Origin of the sequence: Mycolicibacterium agri (assembly GCF_002553505.1) — a bacterium.
Classification (GTDB): domain Bacteria; phylum Actinomycetota; class Actinomycetes; order Mycobacteriales; family Mycobacteriaceae; genus Mycobacterium; species Mycobacterium agri.
Window position 1 is genome coordinate 1 of record NZ_PDCP01000027.1, and the last position, 22,904, is coordinate 22,904.

The 22,904-nt window shown below is 66.8% G+C and carries 20 protein-coding genes and 1 pseudogene; 16 read left to right on the forward strand and 5 right to left on the reverse strand.

Features of this window, described 5'->3' with window-relative positions; all coding sequences use genetic code 11:
• Window positions 1-137: 137 nt before the first annotated feature.
• The 9 genes from lpdA to CQY20_RS16145 all read left to right on the forward strand — a co-directional run bounded on the left by lpdA (window position 138) and on the right by CQY20_RS16145 (window position 11,279).
• Window positions 138-1,508: a dihydrolipoyl dehydrogenase gene (lpdA, locus tag CQY20_RS16110; RefSeq protein WP_097941089.1), complete on the forward strand. Its 1,371-nt coding sequence runs from the start codon at window positions 138-140 to the stop codon at window positions 1,506-1,508.
• Window positions 1,498-1,632, forward strand: a complete 135-nt coding sequence (locus CQY20_RS35935; RefSeq protein ID WP_272938816.1) for a hypothetical protein — start codon at window positions 1,498-1,500, stop codon at window positions 1,630-1,632. The genes lpdA and CQY20_RS35935 overlap by 11 nt, the downstream gene beginning before the upstream one ends.
• 574 nt (window positions 1,633-2,206) lie before the next feature.
• Window positions 2,207-2,938, forward strand: coding sequence for an SDR family oxidoreductase (locus CQY20_RS16115; RefSeq protein WP_097941090.1), 732 nt, complete (start codon window positions 2,207-2,209; stop codon window positions 2,936-2,938).
• Between the two features lie 245 nt (window positions 2,939-3,183).
• Window positions 3,184-5,469, forward strand: a complete 2,286-nt coding sequence (locus tag CQY20_RS16120) for an MMPL family transporter (RefSeq protein ID WP_163700877.1) — start codon at window positions 3,184-3,186, stop codon at window positions 5,467-5,469.
• A 45-nt stretch (window positions 5,470-5,514) separates the two neighbouring features.
• Window positions 5,515-6,303, forward strand: coding sequence for a UbiA family prenyltransferase (locus CQY20_RS16125; RefSeq protein WP_207767284.1), 789 nt, complete (start codon window positions 5,515-5,517; stop codon window positions 6,301-6,303).
• Window positions 6,304-6,373: 70 nt separating this feature from the next.
• Window positions 6,374-7,435: a type III polyketide synthase gene (locus tag CQY20_RS16130; RefSeq protein ID WP_097941143.1), complete on the forward strand. Its 1,062-nt coding sequence runs from the start codon at window positions 6,374-6,376 to the stop codon at window positions 7,433-7,435.
• Between the two features lie 8 nt (window positions 7,436-7,443).
• The gene (locus tag CQY20_RS16135) at window positions 7,444-7,953 is read left to right on the forward strand and encodes an isoprenylcysteine carboxyl methyltransferase family protein (protein WP_097941093.1); all 510 of its coding nucleotides are present in this window, start codon (window positions 7,444-7,446) and stop codon (window positions 7,951-7,953) included.
• A complete protein-coding gene (locus CQY20_RS16140) occupies window positions 7,950-8,966 on the forward strand; it encodes an NAD(P)/FAD-dependent oxidoreductase (RefSeq protein WP_097941094.1) in 1,017 nt (338 codons plus the stop codon). Before CQY20_RS16135 ends, CQY20_RS16140 begins: the two co-directional genes overlap by 4 nt.
• 84 nt (window positions 8,967-9,050) lie before the next feature.
• The gene (locus CQY20_RS16145; RefSeq protein WP_097941095.1) at window positions 9,051-11,279 is read left to right on the forward strand and encodes a 6-phosphofructokinase; all 2,229 of its coding nucleotides are present in this window, start codon (window positions 9,051-9,053) and stop codon (window positions 11,277-11,279) included.
• Window positions 11,280-11,356: 77 nt separating this feature from the next.
• Here the strand turns inward: CQY20_RS16145 and CQY20_RS16150 are convergent, their stop codons facing one another.
• The gene (locus CQY20_RS16150; RefSeq protein WP_097941144.1) at window positions 11,357-11,818 is read right to left on the reverse strand and encodes a 6,7-dimethyl-8-ribityllumazine synthase; all 462 of its coding nucleotides are present in this window, start codon (window positions 11,816-11,818) and stop codon (window positions 11,357-11,359) included.
• Window positions 11,819-11,898: 80 nt separating this feature from the next.
• Between CQY20_RS16150 and ribB the strand changes: the two are divergent.
• A pseudogene (ribB, locus tag CQY20_RS16155) lies at window positions 11,899-12,519 on the forward strand (3,4-dihydroxy-2-butanone-4-phosphate synthase); the annotation flags it as partial.
• Window positions 12,520-12,574: 55 nt separating this feature from the next.
• Here the strand turns inward: ribB and CQY20_RS16160 are convergent.
• The 4 genes from CQY20_RS16160 to CQY20_RS16175 form a co-directional block, all read right to left on the reverse strand.
• Window positions 12,575-13,585: a sugar-binding transcriptional regulator gene (locus CQY20_RS16160; protein ID WP_097941097.1), complete on the reverse strand. Its 1,011-nt coding sequence runs from the start codon at window positions 13,583-13,585 to the stop codon at window positions 12,575-12,577.
• Window positions 13,586-13,656: 71 nt separating this feature from the next.
• Window positions 13,657-15,189, reverse strand: a complete 1,533-nt coding sequence (locus tag CQY20_RS16165) for an FGGY family carbohydrate kinase (protein ID WP_163700874.1) — start codon at window positions 15,187-15,189, stop codon at window positions 13,657-13,659.
• On the reverse strand, window positions 15,176-16,141 hold the full coding sequence (locus tag CQY20_RS16170) for a transketolase family protein (protein WP_097941099.1): 966 nt from the start codon (window positions 16,139-16,141) through the stop codon (window positions 15,176-15,178). Before CQY20_RS16170 ends, CQY20_RS16165 begins: the two co-directional genes overlap by 14 nt.
• Window positions 16,138-17,052, reverse strand: coding sequence for a transketolase (locus tag CQY20_RS16175; protein WP_207767285.1), 915 nt, complete (start codon window positions 17,050-17,052; stop codon window positions 16,138-16,140). The genes CQY20_RS16170 and CQY20_RS16175 overlap by 4 nt, the downstream gene beginning before the upstream one ends.
• 355 nt (window positions 17,053-17,407) lie before the next feature.
• Between CQY20_RS16175 and CQY20_RS16180 the strand changes: the two genes are divergently transcribed.
• The 6 genes from CQY20_RS16180 to CQY20_RS16205 are packed head-to-tail and all read left to right on the forward strand — an operon-like array spanning window position 17,408 to window position 22,770.
• Window positions 17,408-18,217, forward strand: coding sequence for an SDR family NAD(P)-dependent oxidoreductase (locus CQY20_RS16180; protein ID WP_097941100.1), 810 nt, complete (start codon window positions 17,408-17,410; stop codon window positions 18,215-18,217).
• Between the two features lie 38 nt (window positions 18,218-18,255).
• A complete protein-coding gene (locus CQY20_RS16185; protein WP_097941146.1) occupies window positions 18,256-19,254 on the forward strand; it encodes an ABC transporter permease in 999 nt (332 codons plus the stop codon).
• A complete protein-coding gene (locus CQY20_RS16190; protein ID WP_097941101.1) occupies window positions 19,251-20,189 on the forward strand; it encodes a substrate-binding domain-containing protein in 939 nt (312 codons plus the stop codon). The genes CQY20_RS16185 and CQY20_RS16190 overlap by 4 nt, the downstream gene beginning before the upstream one ends.
• A gap of 27 nt (window positions 20,190-20,216) precedes the next feature.
• Complete coding sequence (locus CQY20_RS16195) at window positions 20,217-21,704, forward strand: sugar ABC transporter ATP-binding protein (RefSeq protein WP_097941102.1); 1,488 nt, start codon at window positions 20,217-20,219, stop codon at window positions 21,702-21,704.
• Complete coding sequence (locus tag CQY20_RS16200; protein WP_207767286.1) at window positions 21,701-22,498, forward strand: SDR family oxidoreductase; 798 nt, start codon at window positions 21,701-21,703, stop codon at window positions 22,496-22,498. The genes CQY20_RS16195 and CQY20_RS16200 overlap by 4 nt, the downstream gene beginning before the upstream one ends.
• A 50-nt stretch (window positions 22,499-22,548) precedes the next feature.
• A complete protein-coding gene (locus CQY20_RS16205; protein ID WP_097941103.1) occupies window positions 22,549-22,770 on the forward strand; it encodes a hypothetical protein in 222 nt (73 codons plus the stop codon).
• The last annotated feature ends 134 nt before the right edge of the window (window positions 22,771-22,904 follow it).

The window sequence follows — 22,904 nt, forward strand, 5'->3', positions numbered from 1 at the left end:
GGACTGGGCGAGGCAATGGTCGGTATCAACGTGGAGGAGATCGCGCAGCCCCACCGGCTCGCAGAACGCGGCTGGTAACGCACCGACGGCACGACGCCGCGATACACCCCGCCCCTGTCACTCACCGAAAGGCTCTGATGAGCACCTTCAGCACCGATCTCGTTGTCCTCGGCGGTGGACCCGCAGGTTACAGCACCGCCATTCGTGCTGCCCAACTCGGCCGCACCGTCACCGTAATCGAAGAAGATCTCGTGGGCGGCACCTGCCTGCACCGCGGATGTATCCCCACCAAAGGGCTGTTGCACGCCGCCGAAGTCGTCGACAGCACCCGTGAAGCAGCGCGATTCGGCGTCAACTCCACCTTCGACGGCATCGACAACACCAAACTGCACGCGTTCAAAGACGGCATCGTCGGCCGCCTGCACAAGGGCCTGGAAGAACTAGTCGCTCACTGGGGCATCACCGTGATCCACGGTCGAGGGCGTCTCACCGGACCGACCACTGCCGTCGTCGACGGAGTCGAGATCACCGGCTCAACCGTCGTCGTGGCCACCGGATCGGCGCCTCGAGTCCCCACTGGGCTCACCCTCGGCGACCGGATCATCACCAGCGACCAGGCGCTCACCTTGCCGATGGTCCCCACCACGGCGATCGTCCTCGGCGGGGGCGTCATCGGGGTCGAATTCGCGAGTCTCTGGGCATCGTTGGGCTCCAAAGTTACTGTCATCGAAGCGCTTCCCCGGTTGGTGGCCGGCGAAGACTCCGCAGTGTCCGCCCAACTGGAGCGCGCCTTTCGCCGTCGCAGGATCATCGCCAAGACCGGCGTGTCCATTGCGAGCGTCGACGCTGATGGCACCGGAGTCGTGGTCATCGATGATGCCGGTACCCACCACGTAGCCGACGTGCTGCTTGTGGCGACCGGCCGGGCGCCCCGCACTGCCGACCTCGGGCTCGAAGACGTCGGCATCCTCCTCGACGATGGCTTCGTACTCACCGACGCCCGGTTACGCACCGCGGTGCCGACCATCTATGCAATCGGCGATATCGTTCGCGGCCCACAGCTGGCCCACCGCGGCTTCCAACACGGCGTGTTCGTCGCCGAAGAGATCGCCGGTCACGCGCCACAGCCGGTCGAAGACGCCAACGTGCCGCGAATCACGTACTGTCGTCCTGAGATTGCTTCTGTCGGTCTGACGGAGGCGGCTGCCCGGGAACAATTCGGCGACGAGATTACCACCGCCAGCCATGATCTCGTCGGCAACAGCCGCAGCCAGATACTCAAGAGTGCAGGCTCGGTCAAAATCATCGTAGGGCCCAAGGGCGACGTACTTGGGGTACACATGATCGGAGAGCGGGTCAGCGAACTAATCGGAGAGGCGCAGATTCTGTGCAGCCTCGGTGTCGCTGCCGCCGACGCTGCCCGATACATCCACGCGCACCCCACCCAGTCCGAAGCACTCGGCGAAGCATTGCTGGCCGCGGTCGGCAAACCGCTGCATGGGCACTGACGGGACAGCTGGCGGCCAGTTTGGCCGCGACGGGCTGCTGTTGCTGCTGTCGCTGTCGGCCATCGATTTCAGTCTGGAGCAGCTTTGCCAGGAAGTCCGGCACGAAACCGTATGCGAGGAGTGATTCTTCGTGTGCCTCACCACCAACCGTTGCCTTGGACATAGGTCAAGGGGGTGCCGCTTGGGCGTCGACGTCAGCGACCTGCGGGGCGGCCACCTCGCCAGAGCGCAGACCACGGTACCCAATACCAGATGAAGTCCCTCGAGTTGAACCACCGATTCAGCGGTCCCTCTCCGGTCGCGTAGTCGGTTCGGACGTCGCACCTGCTGAGGAAGAACGTCCGTGTTCACCGGGAGCGTTTCGTGATTCAGGCCGGGGTTCTGCTGCAGGCGCTGCGCTCGAGTTCGCAGCGCTGGGTGTTGGGGCCGCGGGTATCGACGGCGTGGTTTGGTCTGTCGTCTCTTGCAGCTGGATGACGTTGTATCCCATCGCGGCTCGGACTGCGAGCACATCTCTTAGTGGAGGGTTCACGGGGTCGTTTCCGATAAGGACCAGGGTTCCGCCGCCGAGGCGCTCAACTGTTGACGACGACGGAAGTGACTGGCGGTCAAATTGCGTGGGCTCATCGTCGGCGAGATACGTAGCCCATCCTGCTGGGATGCCGACCAGTGCTCCTGCGATATAGCCACCGCCCTCCATGACCGAACGGCTCGACGGCAGAAAAGTACTGGTAACAGGCGCGAACGGCGGACTCGGCGAAGAGTTCGTCCGGCAGGCGCTCGCGCGCGGAGCGAGTCGCGTCTATGCGACGGCGCGACGGCCCCACCCGTGGGAGGACCCGCGCGTCGTGCCGCTCGCGCTGGACCTGACCGACCCCCAGTCAATCGCCGCGGCGGCCGGCACCGCGACCGACGTCAATCTCGTGGTCAACAACGCCGCCATCGCCCCGTCCGACGACAAGTCGGTCCTCAGCCAGGACGAGGACATCACCCGCCGCGTCTTCGAGACGAACTTCTACGGCACGCTGCGCGTGGCGAGAGCGTTCGCACCGGTACTGGCCGCCAACGGCGGCGGCGCCTTCCTCAATGTGCTGTCGGCAGCGATCTGGATTCCGGTGCCGACGGCCTATGCCACATCCAAGGCCGCGATGTGGTCGGCCACCAACGCCATGCGCGCCGAACTCGCCGCCCAGGGCACCGCGGTAACCGCAGTGATGGTCGGGTTGATCGACACGGCCATGTCCGCCCGGTTTGACATGCCTAAGGTCAGTCCCGAAAGCGTCGTCGAGCAGGCCTACGACGGCGTGGCCACCGGTGCGTTCGAAGTGATCGCCGACGACGACACCAGGCTCGTCAAGTCGCTGCTGTCCGCCAGGTATGAGGAGGTACATGCCGCTGCGACAGAGGCGCTGAGCGGGTTCGAGCCGTAAGCCGAGCCAAGATCCCCCCAACAACGCAGAAGTGGAATCTGCTGGGGGACAGGCTCATCGAGCTCGAACACCGTGTCCGCCCAACGCGGCTTTCCGACGCCCTGGAGAATGCCCGAAGCAGCGAGGCGATTTAAGCAGCAAGGCCTAGACCCTTGTGGACCGCGCGTGAACCGACTTCCGATGCGATTCGTCATAACAAGTGGTCAGCTACGCCTTACCCTTACTCCGCAGCGGAGGAGCGGCCCTTGCTCAACGCGATCGCAAGGATGGCAATCGCCGCGCCTGGACGGATTCTGCTGGTGGCGGCGACGCTGACTCTCGCGCTGGCGATATTCGGTGTCCCCGTCGCGAAAAGCCTCTCCCCGAGCGGCTTCCAAGACCCCGCGGCGCCGTCGTCGCGGGCCACGGCGCTTCTCACCGAGAAGTTCGGCCAGGGCGATGTGCAGCTGCTGCTCACGGTGACAACACCCGAAGGCGTCGACAGCCCGGCGGCCCGCGCCGTCGGGACCGACATCGTCGAACAACTGCGCCGCTCACCCTATGTGGGCAAGGTCAACTCGCCATGGACGCTGCCGCCGCCGGCCGCCGCCGAGCTGATCAGCAAGGACCGCACCGCCGGGCTGATCGTCGTGGGCATCAAAGGCGACGAGGCCGACCAGCAGAAGTACACCAAGGACATCGTCGCGCAGGTCGTCCACGACCGGGACGGGGTCACGGTTCGGGCCGGCGGTCTGGCCATGATCCATGTGCAGATCACCGACCAGTCGCAGCGGGATCTGATCACCATGGAGTCGTTCGCGATCCCGCTCAGCTTCCTCGTGCTGGTGTGGGTGTTCGGCGGGCTGCTGGCGGCCGCGCTGCCGGTCACCGTCGGCGGGATCGCGATCTTCGGCGGGCTGGCGGTGCTCCGCGCCGTCGATTACTTCACCGACGTGTCGATCTTCGCGCTGAACCTGACCGCGGCCATGGGTCTGGCGCTGGCCATCGACTACACGCTGCTGATCATCAGCCGGTTCCGCGACGAGTTGCCCGACGCCCCCAGCCGCGACGTGGCGCTGATCCGGACCATGGTGACGGCGGGCCGCACCGTCCTGTTCTCGGCGACGACGGTCGCGCTGTCGATGGCGGTCCTGGTGCTGTTCCCGATGAACTTCCTGCGCTCGTTCGCCTACGCGGGCGTGGCCACCGTCGCGTTCACCGCGCTGGCCGCCATCGTGGTGACGCCCGCCGCGCTGGCACTGCTGGGCGAGCGTCTGGACGCACTCGACGTCCGTCGACTCGCCCGACGCATCCGGGGCCTGCCGGAACCGGGCCCCATACCCGTCCACCAACTGTTCTGGTACCGCTGGACGAAGGCGGTGCTGCGGCGCGCCATACCGCTCGGCCTGGTCGGCATCACCCTGTTGATCGTGGTGGGGCTGCCCTTCCTCGGGGTGCGGTGGGGCTTCTTCGACGATCGCGTGCTGCCGGAGTCGGCGTCTTCCCGCCAAGTCGGCGAGCAGCTGCGCAACGACTTCGTCAGCAACACCGACACCGCCGTGCAGGTTGTCATTCCGGACGCGTCCGGGGTCACGCCGAGCGACATCGAGCGATATGCCGCCGAGCTGTCACGGGTGCCCGACGTGTCGGCGGTGTCGGCGCCGACGGCGACCTTCGTCGACGGTGCCCCGGTCGGACCCGCGTCGGCGCCCGCGGGAGCGGCGCGCGGCAGCGCATTCCTGACCGTCGACAGCACCGCCCCGTTGTTCTCCGATCGCTCCGAAGCGCAATTGGACCGGCTGCACGCGGTGCCCACTCCCAACGGCGCGCAGGTGCAATTCACCGGATTGGCGCAGACCAACCGCGACAGCGTCGACGCCATCGTCTCGCGCATACCGATGGTGCTCGGCCTCATCGCGGTCATCATGCTCGCGCTGCTGTTCCTGTTGACTGGCAGCGTCGCGTTACCGCTGAAAGCGTTGGTGCTCAACATACTTTCGCTGACCGCCGCGTTCGGCGCGATGGTGTGGATTTTCCAGGACGGCCACCTGGGCGGGCTGGGCACGACACCGATCGGCACGCTGGTGGCCAACATGCCGGTGTTGTTGTTCTGCATCGCGTTCGGGTTGTCGATGGACTACGAGGTGTTCCTCGTCTCCCGCATTCAGGAATACTGGCTCGCGTCGTCGCGCACCCCCGCCGACAACGACGAGAGCGTCGCCCTCGGCATCGCCCGCACCGGCCGGGTCATCACCGCGGCGGCGTTGATCATGTCGATCTCGTTCGCCGGGTTGGTCGCCGCCAACGTCTCGTTCATGCGCATGTTCGGCCTCGGCCTCACGTTGGCGGTGCTGGTCGACGCCACCCTGGTGCGGATGGTTCTGGTGCCCGCGTTCATGCACGCGCTCGGCCGATGGAACTGGTGGGCCCCACCGCCCCTGGTTCGTCTGCACAAACGTCTGGGATTGCGCGACGGAACCCGTCCGCGGCAACCCGATGTCGGCGCAGACTTGAACAGCGAGCCCGCAGCTGCAGACAGGGTCCCCAAATGAGCCGAGGTTCCCACGCCGACAGGACGCGCAACTAGCGTCGCCCTGGTGCGCGCGGCGCACATCGAACCGACGATCGCGGTGACGACGATCGCCGCGGTGCTTGCATTTGCGTTCGGCCTCAACGCATCCCGGCTCGTGGTTGCGACCGCCGCCGTCTTCGCCGGGCAGCTCGTCATCGGCTGGTCGAACGATCTGATCGACGTCGGGCGCGACTCCGCCGTGCAGCGCAGAGACAAACCGCTCGTCACCGGCGACCTCACCCCCCAGATGGTGGCGGTCGCCCTCGGCTGCGCGACCGTCGCGGCGGTGGCACTGTCGGCCGCGCTCGGCTGGCGCAGCGCCCTGACCCATCTGGTGCTCCTGGTGGGCTCGGGCATCGCCTACAACCTCGGTCTGAAATCGACCGCGTTCTCGTGGCTGCCCTACACCATCGCGTTCGGCTCCCTGCCCGCGGTGTTGTCGCTCGCCGACAATCCGCCCGCCCTGCCCGCGCCGTGGATCATCGCAGCCAGCGCCGCTCTGGGCACCGCCGCGCACTTCCTCAACACCCTGCCCGACCTGGCCGACGACGCCGCCACCGGCGTCCGAGGCCTGCCGCACCGTCTGGGTGCTCGGTGGTCGAAGGCCTCCGCGACCGCGCTGCTGTTCGCGGCCACCGTGATCACGGTCCTCGGCGAGACCGGATCGCCGCAGGGATGGGCGTGGCTGGCGCTTCTCGGCGCGTGCGCGCTGGCGTTCGGCGTGCTCGCCGGGCACGGCCGGCTGCCGTTCCGCTGCGCCATCGCGGCCGCGGCATTGAACGTGACACTGCTGGTGACCATGGTTCGGCTGTGACCGGCCGGCGAATCTCTTTTGTTCGTTGAACCAACAGACGAGTCAACCCGTGACAAAGAACATGTCCACCATGAGCGTCATCGCAGGGGTGGATGGCGCGCTTCCGCGCTATCGCTACACCCAACAGGAAATCACCGAAGCGGTCCTCACACTGCCCGGGTTCGGTGATTTCGAGGACCTTGTCCGCCAATTGCATTCAAGTTCGAAGGTCAAGTTCCGCCACTTCGTGATGCCTCTCGAAAGGTATGCGTCGCCAAGCGACTTCGGCACCGCCAACGACACATTCATCGAAAACGCCGTCGAACTCGGGTGTCAGGCCCTGTCCGGGGCGCTCGAGGACGCGGGCCTCGAACCACAAGACGTCGACCTGATCATCACGACGACGGTCACCGGCCTGGCCGTGCCGTCCCTGGACGCCCGCATCGCCACCCGACTGGGACTGCGCCCTGACGTGCGTCGGGTGCCGATCTTCGGGCTCGGCTGCGTCGCGGGCGCCGCAGGCATCGCGCGCATGCACGACTACCTGCGCGGTGCGCCCGACGATGTCGCCGTGCTGGTGTCGGTGGAGCTCTGCTCGCTGACCTACCCCGGCGCGGAGCCGTCGTTGGCAAGCCTGGTCGGCAGTGCGCTTTTCGCCGACGGGGCCGCCGCGGTCGTCGCGGTCGGAGAAAGCCGGGCCGCGAGCATGGCTCCCCAGGGGCCTGCCGTGCTGGACTCCCGCAGCCGCATGTACCCGGATTCGTTGGGCACGATGGGCTGGCGCGTCAACTCTTCGGGATTCCACCTCGTCCTGGCGCCTGACCTGCCCGACCTCATCGAGCGCTACTTCGCCGACGACGTCACCAGGTTCCTCGCCGACCACGGCCTCACAATCGACGACATCGCCGCCTGGGTCAGCCATCCAGGCGGCCCCAAAGTCATCGAATCCATCACCAAGGCATTGGATCTGCCCGACGAAGCTTTGGAACTCGCGTGGCGTTCCCTGAGCGAAGTGGGCAACCTCTCGTCGTCGTCGGTGTTGCATGTACTTCGTGACACCCTCGACAAGCCGCCGGCCAGCGGCAGCCAGGGCCTGATGATGGCCATGGGTCCCGGATTCTGCGCGGAGCTCGTTCTGCTGCGCTGGCCCTGACTCCGGCCATGAACTGGTACGCGCTGCTGGTGGTCGTGGTGGCGCTCGAACGCGTCGCCGAACTGGTGGTGTCGCGTCGCAACCTCGCGTGGAGCCGTGCGCGCGGCGGCGTCGAGTTCGGTGCGCGCCACTACCCGGCGATGGTCGTGTTGCACACCGGTCTGCTCGCCGGCTGTGTGCTCGAGGTGCTCCTGCTGCACCGCCCGTTCGTGCCGGCGCTCGGCTGGACGATGTTCGCGCTCGTGCTGGCGTCACAGGCGCTGCGGTGGTGGTGCATCGCGACGCTGGGCCGCCAATGGAATACCCGCGTCGTCGTCGTGCCCGACGCGGCGCGCGTCGCGGCGGGACCGTACCGCTACGTCCCGCACCCGAACTACGTCGCCGTGGTTGTGGAAGGCTTCGCCTTGCCGCTGGTGCACAGCGCCTGGATCACCGCGGTGCTGTTCAGTGTGCTCAACGCCGCGCTGCTTCGGGTGCGTCTCGCCGTCGAGAACGACGCCCTGGCGAGGCTGAGATGATCGACCTGCTCGTGGCCGGTGGGGGTCCGGCGGGGCTGGCCACCGCGCTGTACGGCGCACGGGCCGGACTCGAGGTGGTGGTCGTCGAAAAGCGCTGCGGCGCAATTGATAAGGCGTGCGGCGAAGGGCTGATGCCGCACGCTGTGGACCAGCTGAAGCGGCTGGGCGTGGATCCGGGTGGCCGACCGTTTCGCGGCATCACCTACCTCGACGAGCGGAGCAGTGTCACGGCGCCTTTCCGGTCGGGTGCGGGCCGCGGTGTGCGCAGAACGGTGCTGCATTCGACGCTGCTGGACGAGGTGCAAGCGTCAGGGGTGAAAATCGAACACGGCGAGATCAGGCACGTGGATCAGGACGATGACTCGGTGCGCTGCAACGGATTTCGTGCGCGCTATCTCGCCGCTGCCGACGGGCTGCATTCGCCGATCCGGTCGTCGCTGGGGCTGGCAGTTACACCGGACCGGTTGCGCCGCTGGGGGATTCGCCGGCACTACACCATCGCGCCGTGGAGCGAGAACGTCGAAGTGTACTGGTCACGCGACGAGGAAGCCTATGTCACGCCGGTGTCGGAGGACTGCGTCGGCGTCGCGGTGCTCACCTCCCGGCGCGGCGGGTTCGACCAGCACCTGGCATCGTTTCCGGCGTTGGCTGAGCGGGTGCGCGATTGCGCGCATGGCCACGATCTCGCGGCGGGGCCGCTGCGGCAGAAAGTACGGAGCCGCACCGCCGGCCGAGTGCTCTTGGTCGGCGATGCAGCCGGCTACGTCGACGCGCTGACCGGCGAAGGTCTGGGTATCGCGTTCAGCGCGGCCAAGCTGCTCGTCGACTGCGTGGTGGCGGATCGGCCCGAGGACTACGAGCGGCAGTGGCGCCGGATGTCGCGCCGCTACCGGCTGCTGACCGCCGCGGCACTGCACGCCAGCGCCCACTCGACCGTGCGGTCGCGTGTGGTGCCCGCCGCGACGAGGTGGCCGCGTGCGTTCGCGGCGATCGTCAACCAATTGGCCAGATAGCGAAATCCGCGAATGGCGGCGCGGGGATCGACCAGGCCCGAGGGTCGCGAAACACTCGATGCGCGGGTTTGATTGGCTGGTGACATGTCCGACGTCGCGTCCCAACCCTCGAGACTCTCGAGTATCGCCGTTCTGACCAGCGGTGGAGACGCCGCCGGCATGAACGCAGCTGTGCGCGCGGTCAGCCGGAGCGCCGCGCGCCGCGGCATCGATGTCTATGCGGTTCACGAGGGCTACCACGGCCTGGTCACCGGTGGCGACCTCATCCGGCGCATGGATCCCGCTGAGACCGACGGCATTCTGCACCGGGGCGGCACGGTCATCGGTACCGCTCGGTCACGCGAGTTCAGAACACGCGAGGGCCGCCTGGCGGCTGCGCGCAACATGGTCGAGCGCGGTATCGACGCGCTCGTGGTCATCGGCGGCGACGGCAGTCTTGCCGGGGCCAATCAGTTCCGTCAGGAGTGGTCGGGGTTACTCGCCGAATTGGTTGATACCGGCGCCATCTCAGCGGAGATCGCGAAGGCGCACCCGTTCCTGCGTCTAACCGGTTTCGTCGGGTCGATCGACAACGACATGTCGGGCACCGACATGACGATTGGCGCCGACACCGCGTTGCACCGGATCGTCGAGGCGCTGGACGCTTTGCACAGCACCGCGGCCAGTCACCAGCGCACCTTTGTGGTCGAGGTGATGGGGCGCAACTGCGGCTATCTGGCCCTGATGTCCGCGCTGGCCACCGCCGCGAGTTGGGTTTTCATTCCCGAACAGCCGCCGGCTGAGGATTGGCCAGCGCAGATCTGCAGGCACATCAAAGCTGACCGGGAGATCGGGCGCAGGCACAGCGTGGTCGTCGTCGCCGAGGGCGCCCGAGACCGCGACGGGAACCGGATCACTTCCGAGCACGTCAGAGCGTTGCTCGAGGAGGGACTCGGCGAGGACGTCAGGATCACCGTGTTGGGTCACGTGCAACGTGGAGGCGCGCCAAGCGCTTTCGACCGTTATCTGGCCACGCATTTCGGATACCTGGCCGTCGAACGACTGATCGCCGACGAGGCGAACCGGCCCCCCGAGCTGATCGGGCTGCAGAACAACCGCGTGGTCACCTCGCCGCTGATGGACTGCGTGGCGCACACGCAGCAGGTGGCCGAGCGAATGAATTCCCGGGACTACGACGGCGCCCTCCGCTTGCGGGGCCGCCATTTCCGCGAGTCGTACCGGATCACGCAGACCATGCAGCAGGCGGCGCCGAGACCCGTCACCTCGGACCGTCACTTCCGGATCGCGGTTGTGCACGGCGGCGGACCGGCGCCGGGGATGAACGCCGCGGTGCGCGCTGCTGTCCGACTTGGCCTCAATCACGGCTACACGGTGCTTGCGATCAAGAACGGGTTCAAGGGACTGCGCAACGGTGACATCCAGGAGATGGACTGGATCGATGTCAGCGGCTGGGTATCCGAGGGAGGCGCCGAGATCGGCACCAATCGCTATGTGCCCGAACACCCCGCCGCCATCGCCGAAACCGCCGAACAGATTGCCGCACACCACATCGACGGGCTCCTCGTGGTCGGCGGATGGGCCGCCTACCGGGCCGCTCACGAGCTGCACCGGCACCGACGGCAATACCCCGCGCTCGACATCCCGATCGTGTGTGTTCCGTTGACCGTCAACAACGACCTGCCGGCAACCGAACTCAGCATCGGCGCCGACACCGCGCTGAACAGCATCGTCGTCGACGTCGACAAGATACGGCAGTCGGCGGTGGCCACGCGGCGGGTCTTCGTCGTCGAAGTGATGGGGCACGACTGCGGCTATCTCGCACTGATGGGCGGTTTGGCCACCGGGGCTGACCGCATCTACCTGCCAGAGGAGGGCATCACGCTGGACGGGCTCGCCGCCGATGTCAAGGCCCTCGCTGAGAGGTTCCGTGCCGGCAAGAGGGTCGGCGTGATCGTGCGCAGCGAAGGCTCCGATCGCGTCTACACCACCGGGGTGATCACCTCGTTGTTCCAAAAGGAAGGTGGGCAACTGTTCGATGCCCGGCAGGCCATCCTCGGTCACGTTCAGGAGGGCGGCAACCCGTCGCCGTTCGACCGAGTGCAGGCCACGATCCTGACCGCGCGCTGCATCGAGTTCCTTTCGGAGCAGCTCGAGTCCGGCGGGCGAGCCAGCGCGATGATCGGATTCCAGGGCGGCGAACTGCGATTCACCGACCTCACGCGCTACCCGGAGCTCGTCGAATCAGACGTTCAGCGACCTGTGGAACAGCACTGGATCAACGGGCGCGAGCTCGCCGTCGTCATGCGCGACTGACGCCAATCGCCGACTATCCAACAAGGGTGGCAGCAGGAGCCGAAAGGCGTTGGGGCACAGCCCAGTAGGACAGCCTGTTACTGCTGCTTGGCGAATGAACGGTATCCCTCAAGGGTGTTGACGCAGGCTTCGGCCGCCTCCGCGCCCTTCTTGACGAAGTGGGCGTGGAAGTAGTTGACGTGCTCGTCGTGCTCGTGGAAGTTGTGCGGGGTCAGCACGACCGAGAACACGGGTACGTCGGTGTCGAGCTGAACGCGCATCAACCCGTCGATGACTGCGCTGGCGACGAATTCATGACGGTAGATGCCGCCGTTGACCACCAGCGCCGACGCGACGATCGCGGCGTACCGCCCGCTGAGCGCCAGCCGCTTGGCCTTCAGCGGTATCTCGAAAGCGCCAGGCACTTCGAAGTACTCCAGCTGATCGGCGGAGTACCCCAGTTCGAGAATCCGCTTCGTAAAGCCTTCTCGGGCTTGATCGACGATGTTTCGGTGCCACGTGGCCTGTACGAACGCGATCTGTCCCGTTGGTTCAACCATGCTGCGAAAATAGCGCATCCGAGCAGGGCCGCAGACAGCGACGTCGGACTCCTCACCTGCTCGGTAGGATCGAAATCGCGATGCCTAAGCAGTCGGGTCGGAGCAATCACAAGCTGGCGGATGTCGACCAGTGCTTGTCGGCTTTGCGGGCAGGTCGGCCGGTCATCGTCGTCGATGACGAAAACCGCGAAAACGAGGGCGACGTCATCCTCGCCGCCGAAACCGCGAGCGCACAGTGGGTGGCGTGGACGGTCCGGCACTCCTCGGGCTTCATCTGCGCACCGATGACCAATGCGATCGCCGACCACCTCGACTTGCCGCTGATGGTCGAAGACAATCAGGACCCGCGCGGAACCGCTTACACGGTGACGGTCGATGCGGCCGACTGCAAAGGCACCGGGATCAGCGCCAGCGACCGCGCCCACACCCTTCGGGTGCTCGCCGATCCCGCGTCGACGCCTCGGCGCCTCACCCGGCCAGGCCATGTCCTGCCGCTTCGGGCCGCCGACGGCGGCACCCGCGAGCGGGCCGGCCACACCGAAGCCGCGGTCGACCTGATGCACCTCGCCGGGCTGCGGCCGGTCGCGGCCATCGCCGAGATCGTCGCCGACGACGGCGAGATGATGCGGCTGCCCGGCCTGCTCGAGCTGGGCGCGCGCGAATCGGTTCCCGTTCTGACGATCGAGCAGCTGGTGCGCCATCTCGAAAAGACCGGGACACGGCCGACATTGCGGTCGATCTAATAAGTAGGAACGACTAGGCGTCGGTCAGCTCGGCGACCGACGTCTCGACCAAGCGGCGCGCCGCCGCGGTGTCGGTGACGAGGACGTTGACCCATCCGCCCAGCAGCGCGCCGCGCAGCGCGGCGAGCTTGCGGACGCCGCCGGCGACGCCGATGCGTCGCGGAATTGCCATCAGCTGGTCCGGCGCGATGCCGATGACCCGCTCGTCGAGCTCGGATTCGACCAACACACCCGACGCGTCGAAGAACCGATAGCAGACGTCGCCCACCGCGCCCAGGCCGCGCAGCGTGTCTTGATCCTCTTCGGAGAAGACGTTGCCGCTCTGGCGCAGCAGCGGCGACGGCTCCAGCGCGCCGATCCCCACGATCGCGGTGGTGAGTTTCGACCACAGCTCGCTGACCCGCGCGATCACCGGGTCCGACATCAGGCTCTGCTTGGCCTCCGCGCTGCCGATCAGGCCCGGCGCCGGCACGAAGATCGGCGTTCCTCCTGTCGCCGACGCGATCGTGGTGAGCAGGCGATTGGCCTCGACCTGGACGCCGGGGTCGCCGACGCCGCCGACGAGTTGGACGACTTCGTTGGCCACCGGAGTGCTGGTCGGCCGCATCCGCGCGGCGGTGGCCAGCAGGTTGGCGCTCCACGACGAGATGCCGATGGACTCGTTGCCCAACAGCGTCGATTCGAGGTACGCCGCTGCGGCCGCGCCGAGATCGCCTGCGACGTCACGTTCCTCGGCGCTCATCGCGTCGACGACGACGGCCTCGGTCAGCCCGTACTGGCGCTGGAGTTCGTCCTCCAACTCGGTGTGCACACCGGCCGGAGAGGTCACCACGGTCTTGACGATGCCCGCGTCGACCGCTCGCCGCAGCAGCCGCGAAACCCTGGCCTGGGTGATGTGAAGTTCGTCGGCGATCTGCGCCTGTTTGCGGCCGTCCTCGTGATACATCCGGGCGACCTTGACCATGAGCCGGGACTGTTCGTCGGTGGGGGGCCGACGTGAGCCGCGCCCTCCTTTGACCGTCATGCTCTCACCCCAGTCGGTTAGTCATGGTCGAGTGAATATGCGTCAGTGCTGAGAGTAACTGCCGTTTTCCGTCATGGTTGCGGTGTGTGCGAGCGTGATTGGCCAGCGTGTCCCCCCGTAGAGGTGGCAGGCGCTTCGGACGCGCCACGACTCCGGTTCACCGCGTTAGCCCAGACATCGCGCCGGGCCTGTCGTTCGTCGTCGTCGAGTTGCGGCAGCAGCGGGCGATCCTCGGTGCCGTTCACCGCGTCCTCGAGCGCAGTGAACGTCCACCACCCGACTTGCAGCCCCGCGAGGTAGGCCGCGCCGAGCGCGGACAGGTTCGGGGTGGTCGACACGTACACCGGCAGCCCGCTGATGTCGGCCTGCAGTTGCATCAGCGCGCGCGACCGGGTCATGCCGCCGTCGCAGGCCAACCCCTGCATCGGCCCGGCGGTGTCCCGGAACGCGGCGATGACGTCGTCGATCTGGAAAGCGATGGATTCCAGTGCCGCCCTTGCCAATTGCGGACGGCGCGTGCCCAGCGACAGGCCGCTGATCACCGGGGTGGCGTTGCGGTCCCACACCGGCGCGCCGAGGCCGCCGAAGGCGGGGACCATGACGACCCCGTCGCTGGTGGCGGTCTCGGCGTCATGCCAGAGCCGGTCGACGTCGACGTCGAGGACCTCGGAGAGCCAGGACATGGTGCGCCCGGTGGACCGGATGTTGGCTTCCAATGCATGGGTGACGCCGCCGACGTCCCAGGCGATCGTGGAGCACACGCCGCTGTCAGCGGTGTGATGCGGCCCGATGGCCATCACCGACGATCCGGTTCCATACGTGGCCTTGACGACGCCTGGACGCCACCCCGCGTGGGCGAACAACGCCGCGTGTGAGTCGGCCAGAACGGCCAGCACGGGCAAACCGTCGGGCAGCGGGTCGAGATCACGGATAGTGGGGAACGGCCCCGTCGACGCGACCACCCGCGGCAGTGCGCCCTCGGGGACGCCGAACATCTCCAGCAGGCTGGAATCCCAACTCGCGGTGTGAATGTTGAGCAGCTGGGTGCGTGACGCGTTGCCCGCCTCGGTGACCGGCTCGCCGCCGAACCGCGACAGCAGCCAGGCGTCGATGGTGCCGATCCGCCAGCGCCCCGAGCGTGCGCGGTCGCGCTGCGGATCGAACTCGTCGAGCAGCCAGCCGGCCTTCAGCGCCGAGAACATGGGGTCGAGCGGCAGGCCGGAGGTCGCGAAGATCTTCTCGGAAACACCCGCCCGTTCCAGCTCATCGGCGGCGGGCGCGGTGCGCTGGTCCTGCCAGCTGAGCACCGGGCCGATCGAAGCGCCGGTGTTCGTGTCCCACATCGTGACCGATTCACGTTGCACGCTCAACGCCACACCCACGACCGCGCGCGCGATGTCGTCGGTGACGCAATCCCGTACGGCGCGGCGGATGCTGGCCCAGATTTCGGCCGCGCTCTGCTCTACCCAGCCGGGGTGCGGATGGCTCTGGCCGACGGGGCAGCTGGCGGATCGGTACACCCCGCCGAGGCTGTCGACCAGCATCGCTTTGGTGGAGCTGGTGCCCTGGTCGATCGACAGGATGAAGCTGCTAGGAGATGCCATCTCGGAGTACCTCGCGGGCGGCCTTGGCAATTCCGTCGGCATTCAACCCGAAGTAGTCAAGGAGGAAGCCGGCGCTTCCGGTGGGTGCGAATTCACCAGGGATGCCGAGAATTCGCATTCGGCACGGCGCGTGCTCGACGACGTGTGACGCCACCGCGGCGCCGAGCCCACCGCTGATCGTCGCCTCCTCGACGGTGACGATGCCGGCCGTCTCCGTCGCAGCGGTGGTGACGGCATCGAAGTCGAGAGGTTCGACGAACGCCATGTTGAGCACGCGCGCGGAGATCCCTTCGGCGGCGAGTTGGTCGGCGGCCCAGCGGGCCCGCGACACCATCGTGCCAATGGCGATGATGGTGACGTCGGCGCCCTCGCGGACGACGTTGGCCTTGCCCGGTGTGAAGTCGTCGGACGGCTCGCTGACGGCAGGCACCTTGAACCGCGGAATGCGGATATAGCAGCCCTTGTCCTGGGTGGCGGCCCAGCGCAGCGCGGCCCGCGTCTGGGCCGGATCTGCGGGCACCACGACGGACAGGCCCGCGATGGCGCGCATCCAGGACAGGTCCTCGATGGAGTGGTGCGTCGGGCCGAGTTCGCCGTAGGCCATGCCCGGGCTCTGTCCACACAGGATGACCCGCTGCTGGCTGTAGGCCACGTCGGCCTTGACCTGCTCGGTGGCTCGGCCGGTCAAAAACGGGCCCGCGGCCGAGACGAACGGAATGAGCCCGGCGTTGGCGAGTCCGGCGCCGACACCGACCAGATCCTGTTCGGCGATGCCGACATTGATGAGCCGGTCGGGGAACTCCTCGCGGAACTTGACCAGGTTGCTCGACCCGACCGAGTCGTTGCACACGGCGACAACGCGGTCGTCCTCGCGGGCCAGCCGAGACAGTTCGTCAGCGAAATCGGCTCTGCAGTCGAAGACCGGGGCGTCGGTGGTCGGGGTGGCGGTCATCGCGAAAGCTCCTCGAGTGCGGCGTGAACTTGCTCGTCGCTGGGCACCTTGTGATGCCACTCGACGCGGTCTTCGATGAACGAGACGCCCTTGCCCTTGATCGTGTCGGCGACGATCGCCACCGGCTTGCCGGTTGTCGACGGCCCCAGCGCTTCGAGCAGCTGGCAGTAGTCGTGGCCGTCGATGCGCCGCGTCTCCCAACCGAAGCTCGCCCACTTCTCGTCGAGCGGTTCCAGGCCCTTGGTGTCTTCGGTGCGGGCGCCCTGCTGAAGACGGTTGCGGTCCACGATCGCCGTCAGCGACGACAGCCCGTAGTGCGCCGCGGTCATCGCGGCCTCCCAGTTACTGCCTTCCTGCAATTCGCCGTCGCCGATCACCACGATCGTGCGGTAGTTCAAGCCGCGCAGCTTGGCGCCGAGCGCGCAGCCCGTCGCGACCGGAAACCCGTGGCCCAGCGGGCCCGTGTTCGTCTCGACGCCGGGCACCTTGACCCGGTTGGGATGTCCGTTCAGGGGCGAGAGGTCCTGGGCGAAATCCGCAAGGGCGGACCGCGGGAAGAAGCCTGCCCGCGCCAGCACTGAGTACAGCGACGCCGCGCAATGCCCCTTGCTCAGGATGAAGCGGTCACGGTCCTCGGCTTTCGGGGCCAGCGGGTCGATGGACATGGCGCCCCAGTAGACCGCCACCAGAATGTCGGTCACCGACAAGTCGCCACCGATGTGCCCGAGCTGCGCGTGCTGAATGGTGGTGACGACGTCGCGCCTGATCTCTGCGGCGATGCCGGCGAGGGCGGGCGCAACCTGGGCGGGAGACATCGTCCGGTACGCGGCCCGAGCGTCGAGGTAGGACCTGGCCGCCTCCGCGTCGGGGGAAAGCCGCCCGGTCTGCTCACGCTCAGCGGTCTGAGTCATTGTTCGATTCCTTCCCGTCTCTCTGCTCCTCGTGACACTCGCTGGCCACGTGCACCAAGCGGCGGTAGTCGTCAGCGTCCTAACCTCGTCGTCTTCGCGAGCGACGGATGTGATTATTTATGCAGTAACGACTAAACACTCACCAGTGTTAAACGGGATCCATGTGATGTCAATAGGTCGGCCGGCGCGCCGCCCGACGGCCCGGGTGGGACCTGCTCCAGGGGAACCGGAAGGGTGGTGTGCGCCGGTACGCACGGGCTTCGACGAAGTTGTTGACATCACACGCGAGGTCTCGCAGACTCTATCCGAGTGTTCAGTCATTAGTGACTAGATATGCAGTGGTGGAAGGTAGGCAATGAGTTCTCCTGTCGCGTCGCCTCTCTATCGCGGTCACTTCGACGGCCGCAGGGTCGCTGTCACCGGCGCCGCGCGCGGCATCGGAAAGGCCATCGCCCGCGGTTTCGCCGAATCCGGCGCCGCCGTGTTCCTCCTCGACCGCGACGAGCACGTCGACAAGGCCGCGCAGTTGCTTCGGGATGAGGGGTTCGAGGCGCACGGTGCGCGCTGCGACGTCAGCGACGAGGGCGACGTGCAGTCGGCGTTTGCGGCCATTGGGGAGACGTGGGGCCGCCTCGACACATTGGTCAACAACGCCGGAATCATCACCATCAACGAACTCGAGAACACGTCGGTGTCCGACTTCAAGCGGGTGCTCGATGTCAACACGACGGCGATGTTCATCGCGATCCGTGAGGCGCTTCCCCTGCTGCGCGCCGCAGGCGGGGGCAGTGTGCTCAACGCCGCCAGCGGTCAGGCCCGGCAGGGCTTCGTCTACACACCTTCCTATGCCGCAAGCAAATTCGGCGTCGTCGGGCTCACCCAGTCGTTGGCGAAGGAGCTCGCCAAGGACAACATCAGGGTCAACGCGTACTGTCCCGGGATCGTGGCGACCGAGATGTGGGAGTACAACGACCGCGAATGGGGCAAGCGGCTGGGCGATTACGAGCCCGGCCAGCTGATCGCCGAATGGATCGACGCCATTCCGCTCAAGCGCGCCGCCAGCGAAAGCGACGTGACCAACTTGGTGCTCTTCTTGGCCTCGCAGGCGGCGGAGTACATCACGGGGCAGGCCGTCAACATCGACGGCGGCATGTTCATGAGCTGACTCGACCGCTACGCATTACCCCCCAGCAAGGAGTGAACATGGCAACGGCAGCCGCGCCTCCAAAGACGAGTGTCGATGCGCCTCAACGAATCCGTGAACTCAAGAACCGAACGTTCGCCGGCTCCGGCGGGGCGTTCATCGGTCTGGTGCTGCTGATCGTCGCCATGTCAATCGCGGCGCCGAACTTCCTGAGCGCCCGCAACTTCACCAACATCATGGACCAGGTCACCGTGCTGGGCATCCTGGCGCTCGGGGCGACCTTCGTGATCATCATCGGCGGCATCGACCTGTCCGTCGGCTCGGTGCTGGCGCTGTCCGGCATGGTGATGGGTTGGCTGTCGCATCAGGGCGGCATTCCGCTGCCGGTGGCGATGCTCGTCGCGGTCTTGGTCGGGGCGCTCTGCGGGCTGATCAACGGCATCGGGGTCACGGTGTTTCGGCTGCCCCCGTTCATCGCGACCCTGGCGATGATGTCGGTGGCGCGCGGCCTTGCCAACCTCATCACCGACGGCCAGCAGATCGTCGGCTACCCCGAGTGGTTCTACAAGCTCTCCACCGCAAGGTATTTCGGGATCATCAGTGTCACGGTGGCCACGCTGATCCTTCTCTACATCGCCGGCTGGGTGTTTCTGCGTTACCGCCGATCGGGTCGCGCACTGTATGCCATCGGCGGTGGACATGAAGTCGCGCGGCTGGCCGGCATCAATGTGCGCGGCACCACCACCGTCGTCTACATGGTCGCGGGGCTGATGGCGGGTATCGGCGCCATCGTGTTGTCGTCACGCCTTGACGCTTCGGCGCCCAGTGCGGCGACGGGCTACGAACTCGATGTCATCGCCGCGGTCGTCATCGGCGGTGCCAGCCTGATGGGCGGCATCGGCCGAGTCACCGGCACCATCATCGGTGTACTGATCATCGGGGTGTTGCGCAATGGTCTGAACCTGCTGGGTGTTTCGCCGTTCATCCAGCAGATCGTTATTGGTGTGGTCATCGCCGTCGCGGTGGCTGCAGACGTGCTCCGGAGGAGGAACCGATGATCACTAAAATTCGCCGCGCCCTGTGCCTTTCGGCCGTGCTGGCGCTACTGATTGCACTTGCCGGATGTAGCCAGAAGGACGACCAACCCACGATCGGGTTGGCGGTGGCCAATCAGCAGGCCGACTTCTTCAATATGATCCGGCAATCGGTCGAGGCCGCCGGTGAGAAGGAAGGCATGCGCATCATCGTCGCCGACGCCAAGGGCGACGGGGATACGCAGGTGAGCCAGATCCAGAACTTCATCACCCAAGGTGTCGACGCCATCATCTACATCCCCGCGGGCGCGACGGCGGCGACGATTCCGGTGCGTGACGCGAAAGCGGCCGGCATACCGATCGTTACAGTCGACCGCAATCCAGACGGTGCTCCCGGCGACACGTTCATCGCCACCGACAGCGTCGCCGCGGCACGCGAGCTCGGCGAGCACGTCATCGATATCACTAAGGGACGCGGCGCAATTGGTGTCATTCAGGGCCAGCTCGGTACGACGCCGGAGATCGCCCGCGATCAAGGCTTCCGCGAGGCGTTGAGCAAGGCGCCGGACCTGCGCATCGTGGCCCAGCAGGCATCTCAGCAATGGGCGCAGTCCGAGGGCTTCGACATCGCCACCGACATGCTGCAGGCCCACCCCGAGATCACCCTGCTGTTCGGCCGGGCCGATGCGTTGGCGCTGGGCGCGGCGGCCGCCGCGCGAGCACAGAATCGTCACGACATCACCGTCGTCGGCTTCGACGGTGACATCGCCGGTCTGCAGGGGGTCAAGGACGGCGGGCTGGCCGCCACCGTCACTCAGCAGACCTACAAGATGGGCGGCCTTGCCGTCGAGTCCGTGAAGAAGCTTCTTGCCGGCGAATCACTGCCCGCCGAGCAGCTGCAGCCGGGTGTGCTGACGACCAAGGAGAACGTGGCGCCGTTCCTCGAAAACCATCCGTGACCAACACAGTTCGGACAGGAGAACGACGTGGTCGCACAGGATGAATCGGCCTTCATCGCCAAGGGGATAACGAAGCGCTATCCGGGGACGGTCGCTCTCGAGGATGTCGACCTGCGCGTCGACGCCGGTGAGGTGGTGGCGCTGCTCGGTGAGAACGGTGCAGGCAAGTCCACACTTGCAGGCATCATCGCCGGGCTGACAGAGCCCACCGAAGGTCAAATGACCTGGTGCGGCCAGCGTTACGCGCCCGCCAACCCCGGAGAGGCCATCGCGGCGGGCATCGGCATGATCCACCAGGAACTGCGTCTGCTGCCCGAACTCACGGTCGCCGAGAACGTGATGGTGGGACGCTGGCCGACGCGCCGCGGCATGGTCTCGCAGGCCGCGATGGCGCGCGAAGCCAAGACGCACCTCGACCGTCTCGGCTTCCGCGGGCGGATGGATCAGCTCGTCGGTGAGCTCAGCGTGGCCGGCCAGCAGCAGGTGGAGATCGCGAAAGCGTTGGCGCTGCAGGCGCGTCTGCTCATCCTCGATGAGCCCACAGCGGCGCTGGGCACCGACGAGACCGACGCCCTGTTCGAAACCGTCCGTGGATTGCGCGCGGACGGGGTGTCGTTCATCTATGTCAGCCACCGGCTGGCCGAAATCGCCCAGATCGCCGACCGCATCGTGGTCCTGCGGGACGGCCACAAGATCAGCGAGCACGCCAGCGGTCAGGTGCCCGCCGCTCAACTCGTCAAGGAGATGGTCGGGCGGTCGGTCGACCGACTGTTCCCGGAAATGGCGCCGCCGACCGACAAAGTCGTGTTGTCGGTGCGGGGGCTGACGTCGAGCACCGGGGCGTTCGCCGACATCGACCTCGATGTGCACGCCGGCGAAGTCGTGGGCATCGCCGGGATCGTCGGCGCCGGGCGCACCGAAGTGGTTCGGGCGATCGCCGGTGCTGACCCGCGCGCGGCCGGGACCGTGACGGTCGACGGCAAGGAGCTCAAACCTGGCCTGCGCCATGCGATCAACGCCGGAATCGTGCTAGTGCCCGAGGACCGCAAGCAGCAGGGCGTCATCGTCACCGAGACCATCGAGGACAACATCGCGCTGGCCAATCTCGACACGTTGCAGCAGCGGGGTTGGGTGGTGCCGCGCGGGGTGCGGGCGCTGGCCAGCGATGTGGTGACCCGGCTCGGCGTGAAAGGGCGCCCCGACGCGCCGGTGCAGTCGCTGTCCGGCGGCAACCAGCAGAAGGTCGTGCTCGGCAAGTGGCTGCAGCGCAACCCCAAGGTCGTGATCCTCGACGAACCGACACGCGGCATCGACGTCGGCGCTCGTTCGGCCATCTACGAACTGATCGCCGACCTGGCCAAGGCGGGCACCGCGGTGGTTGTGGTCAGCTCCGATCTGGACGAGATACTGGGCCTGTCTCACCGGGTGGTGGTGTTGGCGCGAGGCCGCGCGCAAGGGCAGTTGGCAGGAGCGGAACTCACCGCTCACGACGTGATGGAGCTCGCGACGCAATGACGACCACTATGCCGTCTATCCTGTCCATACCGAACGGCCTGTTCGATCTGAGTGGGCGCGTTGCGCTGATCACCGGCGCCGCAAGCGGAATCGGCCAAGCCATTGCCGTTGCCGTGGCGGCGCAGGGTGCGGACGTCGCCGCCGTCGACCTCCCGTCTGCGGATCCGCAAGCGACGCTGGACGCCATCGGAAAGTGCGGGCGGCGCGCGGTTTTCGTCGGCGCGGATGTCACATCACCCGACCAGATGCAGGCAGCCGTGGCGCAGACCGAACGGGAACTCGGTCCGCTCACGCTGGCCGTCAACGCGGCAGGCATCGCCAACGCGTGCCCGGCCGAGTCGATGCCGCTGGAGCAGTGGCAACGGGTCTACGACGTCGACGTGACCGGCGTGTTCGTCAGCTGCCAGGCCGAAGCCGCCGCGATGCTGAACCATGGCCGCGGTTCGATCGTCAACATCTCGTCGATGTCGGGCACGATCGTCAATCGCGGTCTGCTGCAATGCCATTACAACAGCGCCAAGGCGGCGGTCACCCATCTGTCGCGGTCCCTGGCGATGGAATGGGCGCGACGCGGCATCCGCGTCAACGCGCTGAGCCCCGGCTACACGGCCACGCCGATGAACCTGCGCCCCGAGATGGCCGACCGCATGAACGAGTACGCCGAGGAAACTCCCGTCGGCCGGATCGCCGACCCGGCCGAGATGGGCGGGCCCGCGGTCTTTTTGCTCTCCGATGCCGCCAGCTTCGTCACCGGTATCGACCTGTTGGCCGACGGCGGCTTCTGCGCCCAGTAGATCTCCCGCGCGATTCCGCCCCGGCAGCGCGCATCAGCGAAGGACCCGCAATGAAACCACAGTGGAAACCAGTCGAAATCATCGTGCCGGAGGGTTTGTCGCCGCGGCAGGTGCTGGACAGCATTCATGCGCAGATCCGCATCAACGCGACCGAGGCCGGTGAGTTCGTCCAACGAATACACGTGGGCGCGGGAGAGCCCTACTCCGAAGGATTTTCGAAGTGGACCGCGAGCTATCTGCCCGGGCCGCCGGCGGCGTTCCCGCAGGATTGAGGCTCATCTTCGACCCGACGAAGAAGAGTCGGTCAAGAGCTCGTCAAACCTTGCGACGAACGTGAAGCCTCTGCGATTTTTGGCCTGATTCTTCGCAAAATCTTCACGTTGGGCGGGTGGAAGGAGCGGACGTG